Below are 5,206 nucleotides of genomic sequence, written 5' to 3' on the forward strand. Positions count from 1 at the left end.
CCCCCCCCCCGCCCGCGGCCCCCCCCCGGCCCCCCCCGCGGGGGGGGGCGCCCCCCCCCCGGCCCCCCCGGGGGGGGGGGGGGCGCGGCGGGGGCGGGGGGGCGGCGCGCCCCCCCCCCCACCCCGGTAGGTGAAGAGGTTCTCAGCCGTTGATGATGGCGTCGATCTTCTGGTCGTACTCCTTGGCCAGGGCCTCGATGTCGCCACCGGCGGCCACCTTGCCGAAGAACTCCTCGAGGATCTTCTGACCCTCGACGGCCGCCCAGCCCGGCGCGGCCGGGGTGAGCTTCGAGTTCAGCGCCGACTCGATGAGAGCCGAGGCGAAGATGTCGTCACCGAGCGAGTCCACGAACTTGGTGTTCGCCGGACCGAGGCCGTTCTTGCCGAGCATCTGCTGGTACTCGTCCGAGAAGATGATGCGCAGGAGCTCCTTGGCACCGGCCTGGTTCTTGCTCTTGGCCGAGATGCCGATGTTCGAGCCGCCCGCGAAGACCGGAGCGGCCTGGCCCTCCTCGACGCCCGGAAGCGGGAAGACGCCGAACGTGTCGTCGTTCCACTCGCGGACCTCGGTCACCTTGCCGTCGTCGCCGGTCTTCTCCTCGACGAAGTCACCGATCGACCAGTGCGCCCAGCCGGGTGCGATGATCGTGGCGGCCGTCGGGGGGTTGCCGTTCTTGTCGTTGTTGATGTTGACCCACGGGGTGCTGTCGTCCTCGGTGGCCGGCGCGTTCGAGGCGTTCTGGAACAGGTCCTGGAACTGCTCGAGACCCGTGATGGTCTTGGCGTCGCTGAGGGTCGAGACCCACTTGTCGCCGTCCTTCTTGGCCAGGTCGCCGCCGTTCGCGAAGACCCACGAGATGCCGTTGCGCCAGTCCTCGCCGCCGATGTAGAAGCCCGACTGGCTGTCGGTGCGGAGCTTCTTGACGTCGTCGTTGAACTCGCTCAGCGTCTTGGGCTGGTCGAGGCCTGCGGCGCTCCAGATGTCCTTGCGGTACGTGATGTAGCGCGAGCCGAAGTAGTACGGCAGGGCGTACTGCTTGCCGTCGACCGTGCCGACGTCGACGAACGACTTCAGCAGGTCGTCGCCGCCGAGCTCGTCGTAGATGCCGCTCAGGTCGCTGAACGAGTCCGCCGTCGTGAAGGTCGGCGACCACGTGTTGCCGATCTCGGTGACGTCGGGGGTGTTGTTCGCGTCGGGCAGCTGGTTCGCGAGCTTGGTGACCGCGTCGGTCCAGTCCTGCTGCTCGATGGTGAGCGTGCCGCCCGTAGCCGCCTTGTACTCGTCCTTCAGGTACTGGCGCAGCTCGTCAGGGGTGTCGCCACCCATGACCCAGAACGTGATGTTCTGGCCCTTGGCGCCTTCGGGGTCGAACCCGGAAGCGTCGTCGGCCGAACCGCCGCCCGCGTTGCCGCTGCCGGCGCAGCCGGCGAGCACCAGTGCCGAGGCGCCGATGAGCGCCACGGCTCCAAGCGTCTTCTTCATGGTGTGTTCCTTCATGTTCTCTTGGTGTTCGGGTGGGCCGGGTGGCCCATCCAGGGGGGGATCCGGCGGTTCGGGGGGTGAGCCGTCGGAGTGATGGCGGGGTCTAGGCCGAGGTCTAGGACACCCCCAGTTGTCCGGACAGGACCATGACGGCCGCGCCGCGCAGGACGATGTCCTGGCCTTGCTCCGTCATCCGCACCCGCACGCCTTCGTCGTCGTTGGACGGCGCGAGCGTTCGCGCACGGAGAGCCTCGACGGCCCGGTCCGCGAGGGGACCGCCGAGAAGATCAGCAGGGCCGGAGAGCACGATCTCCGACACGTCGAGGGTGCCGACGACGGGTGCGAGGGCGATGCCCAACCGCTCCCCCGCATCGCGCAGGATCCCCTCGTGGTCGCCGGGATCGGATGCCTCGGCCAGGCGCTTGGTCAGCGACGGGACGGACAGCCACGCTTCGAGGCATCCCACCTTGCCGCAGGCGCACAGCGGACCGCCGTCGGTGCCGACGGTGACGTGGCCGATCTCACCCGCGGCGAAGCGGCTGCCCCGCATCGGCTGGCCGGCCAGCAGCAGTCCGGAGCCGACACCGCGGCCGACCTTCACCAGCAGCACGTCGTCCGGCGCACCGCCGAACGTGTACTCGGCGAGCACGGCGGCGTTGGCGTCGTTGGCGACGAGCACGGGTAGCCCGAGCGCGCCTCGCAGCGCACCCTCGAGGTCGAAGCCCGCCCAGCCGAAGTTGGGGGCCGTGAGGATGACGCCGCGGTCGTCGACGACACCGGGGGTTCCGACGCCGATTCCGAGGACGGGCGCGTGCGCCTCGGCCACGAGGCCGCGGGCGAGGTCGACCACCGTCGACACCACGTCCTCATCGGCGGGGAGCGGCACCTCGCGACGGACCACGATGCTGCCGTCGAGCGTCAGCACGGCACCGATGAACGTGTCACTGCCCGAGAGGTCGAGTCCGACGATGCGGTGCCCGGCGTGGTCGAGATCGACGAGGATCGCGGGCTTTCCGGGACCGGATGCCTCGCGCACGCCCATCTCGGCGACGAAGCCGTCCGCGATGAGCTCGGCGACGAGATCCGAGATCGTCACCCGCGTGAGGCCGGTCTCGCGCGAGAGGTCCGCGCGGCTCATGGCGCCCTGGTGGAACAGGGTCTGCAGCACGAGCGAGCGGTTGTGGCCGCGAGCGTGCTCGGGCAGCACCTTCGCCCCCTGGCGCAGGGTGCGACCGGGGGCGAATGCGCGGGCATTCGCGGTGGGATTGTGCGGCGGGTCGATAATGGAAGAGCCGCGCCGCGCTTCCGAAGTAGGCATGTTTGTTAGTAGACCTTACGAACAAACTTTCCGCAAGCCCCCATCGCTTTTTGGTCGGCGTCTTTACAAAACTGTGATGTGCGGCCGCGAGCAGCACCAGCGCCTCCCCCCGAGTTTCCGCGCGTGACCGGCGATTCGTACGTGACCAGGACGTGACCCACGCGCGCGCGGGCGTCGCTTACCATTGTCGGAAGCGTGAATCACATTCGGGGGGTGAAGGCGTGACGGATCTGGCGACTCAGCCGCAGGCCGACAAGGCGTCCGCAGGAGATGCCGTCGAGGTCGAGCCGGCCGTCGGCGACGCGGTGGACGCGGAGTTCGAGGGCTCCCCCACCGACGACTCCGACGTGGCCGCCGGCGAGCCGGCAGACGAGACAGCGAACGCCGCGGACGCGACCGACGAGGTCGCGGACGACACCGACGCGACCGAACCTGACGCAGCCACCGACGAGACGCAGGCGGACGAGACGCAGGCGGACGAGACGGCCGAGTCCGAGGCGGACGCCACGAACCACGACGCCGCAGACGCGGAAGCCACCGACGAGATCGCCGCGGGCGAAGCAGACGCCACGGACGACGTCGACGCCGCCGAGGGTGCGGACCAGGCCGACGCCGCCGATGCCGACGCCCCGGCCGAGACCGACGCCGCCGGCGAAGCTCCCGATGCCGAAGCCACGGCGGAAGCCGACGACCCCTCGGTCGAAGCCGCCACCGACGCCGTCGACGCCGAATCGCTCGACGAGCCCCCGCTCGCCGCCGAGGCCGAACCGGCTGCCGACGTCGCCGCCGCCGACACCGCCGACGAGCACGCGGCCACCGTCGTCGTCGCGACGACCGCTGTGGCCCAGGAGGCCGCTGCGGCCGAGGCATCCGACACCGCCGTGGCGACCACCGTTCTTCCGACGACCACGGCCGCGCCGGACGCGGACGCTGCGGCTGCCGCGCCGCCCGCGGGCACCGACGGTGCCGTCTACGCGTGGGCCGAGCCCGAGCCGAAGCCGAAGAAGAAGCGCACGGCCCTGTGGCTGAGCATCGGCGCCGGTGTCGCCGTCGTGGGCCTGCTGGTCTCGTCGCTGCTGCTGATCGCGCCGGGGACCACCGTCGCCGGTGTGCCGGTGGGGTGGATGACCCCCGGTGCCGCCGCCGACGCGATCCAGAAGCAGCTGGCCACGACCACGGTGGTGCTCACCGGAGACGGCGGCGATGCCGAGGTGACCGGCGCCGACCTGGGTGCGTCGGTCGACGCGAAGGCGCTGGCCGACGCCGCGTTCTCGGAGCACCCGATGTGGAACCCCACCGCCTGGTTCGCCGAGACGGGCGCCGAGGTCGAGCTCGACACCCCCACCGCCCTCGAGGCGCTGCAGAAGGCCGCGCCCGCCCTGTTCACCGATCCGGTCGATGCGACGCTCGCATACGACGGCGCGTCCACCTCGTACGTGTCGACGCCCGCGACGCCGGGCGCCGGGATCGACGTCGCCACGGTGCAGCAGGCGCTGCAGGCGGCGTTCGAGGCCGGCAAGAAGACGGTGAACCTCGACCCGGTGATCGCCGAGGTCCCCGCGGCGATCTCGACCGAGACCGCCGCCGACACGGCGACGAAGCTCAACGGCATGATCTCGAACATCGGCTTCTACGTGGGCGACGAGCGCACCGTGCCGGTGGACCGCGCGGTGGCGGCATCCTGGCTCACCGTCACGCCCGAGAACGGGGCGTTCACGATCAGCGCCGACCCCGCGGACATCCAGCCGGTCGTCGACACGCTCGCGGGCGCCGTCGACCGCGCGCCCGAGAACGCCGTGGAGATCACCGACCGCGCCGGCAAGGTGCTGCAGACCATCGCTGCCGGTCAGTCGGGGCGCCAGCTGGGCGCGACCGCGGGCATCGCTGCGGCATTCGCGGCGCAGCTCGCCGGCGGCGACCCGGTCTACAAGCTCCCGGTCGACGAGGTGCCGGTGAGCACCACCACGCTCGCCCGCAACATCGTCGTGGACCTCAGCGATCAGGCCGCGTACTTCTACGAGAACGGCGTCGTCGTCAGCTCGACGCGGATGTCGTCGGGCCTCCCGGGCCACGACACGCACACCGGCAGCTTCCGCATCACCGCGAAGCTCCGCATCCAGAACATGGGCAACCCCGACCTCACGAAGGCGCCGTACTACTACACGAAGAACGTGCCCTGGGTGATGTACTTCAACGGCGACCAGGCGCTGCACGGCGCGTACTGGCACAACAACTTCGGCAACCGCATGAGCCACGGCTGCGTGAACCTCCCCGTGGGCGTTGCCGAGTTCCTGTACCAGTGGGCCCCGATGGGCACCGAGGTGACCGTCCAGAACTGACGCCCGCGAGGCGGGTTCTTCCGCTCACAAGAAGAACGGAGTGGATGCCGGGCGCCCGGCCTCCAC

3 protein-coding genes are annotated in these 5,206 nt (G+C 70.7%); 1 reads left to right on the plus strand and 2 read right to left on the minus strand.

Translation table 11 applies throughout. The features are described 5' to 3' along the window. Nucleotides 1-142 precede the first annotated feature (142 nt). A complete protein-coding gene (locus ACTHNQ_RS00715) occupies nucleotides 143-1,483 on the minus strand; it encodes an extracellular solute-binding protein (protein WP_440330529.1) in 1,341 nt (446 codons plus the stop codon). Nucleotides 1,484-1,598: 115 nt separating this feature from the next. After that, nucleotides 1,599-2,801, minus strand: coding sequence for an ROK family transcriptional regulator (locus tag ACTHNQ_RS00720; protein ID WP_440330530.1), 1,203 nt, complete (start codon nucleotides 2,799-2,801; stop codon nucleotides 1,599-1,601). 221 nt (nucleotides 2,802-3,022) lie between these two features. Here ACTHNQ_RS00720 and ACTHNQ_RS00725 point away from each other — a divergent pair, with 221 nt between their 5' ends. Continuing rightward, the gene (locus tag ACTHNQ_RS00725; RefSeq protein WP_440330531.1) at nucleotides 3,023-5,140 is read left to right on the plus strand and encodes a L,D-transpeptidase family protein; all 2,118 of its coding nucleotides are present in this window, start codon (nucleotides 3,023-3,025) and stop codon (nucleotides 5,138-5,140) included. Nucleotides 5,141-5,206 lie beyond the last annotated feature (66 nt).

Origin of the sequence: Microbacterium sp. (assembly GCF_051953575.1) — a bacterium.
In the GTDB taxonomy this organism is placed as follows: domain Bacteria; phylum Actinomycetota; class Actinomycetes; order Actinomycetales; family Microbacteriaceae; genus Microbacterium.

Bases quoted from the DNA above. Each gene is read 5' to 3' on its own strand.
- ACTHNQ_RS00715 (WP_440330529.1), bottom strand. From the start codon at position 1,483: ATGAAGAAGACGCTTGGAGCCGTGGCGCTCATCGGCGCCTCGGCACTG.
- ACTHNQ_RS00720 (WP_440330530.1), bottom strand. From the start codon at position 2,801: ATGCCTACTTCGGAAGCGCGGCGCGGCTCTTCCATTATCGACCCGCCG.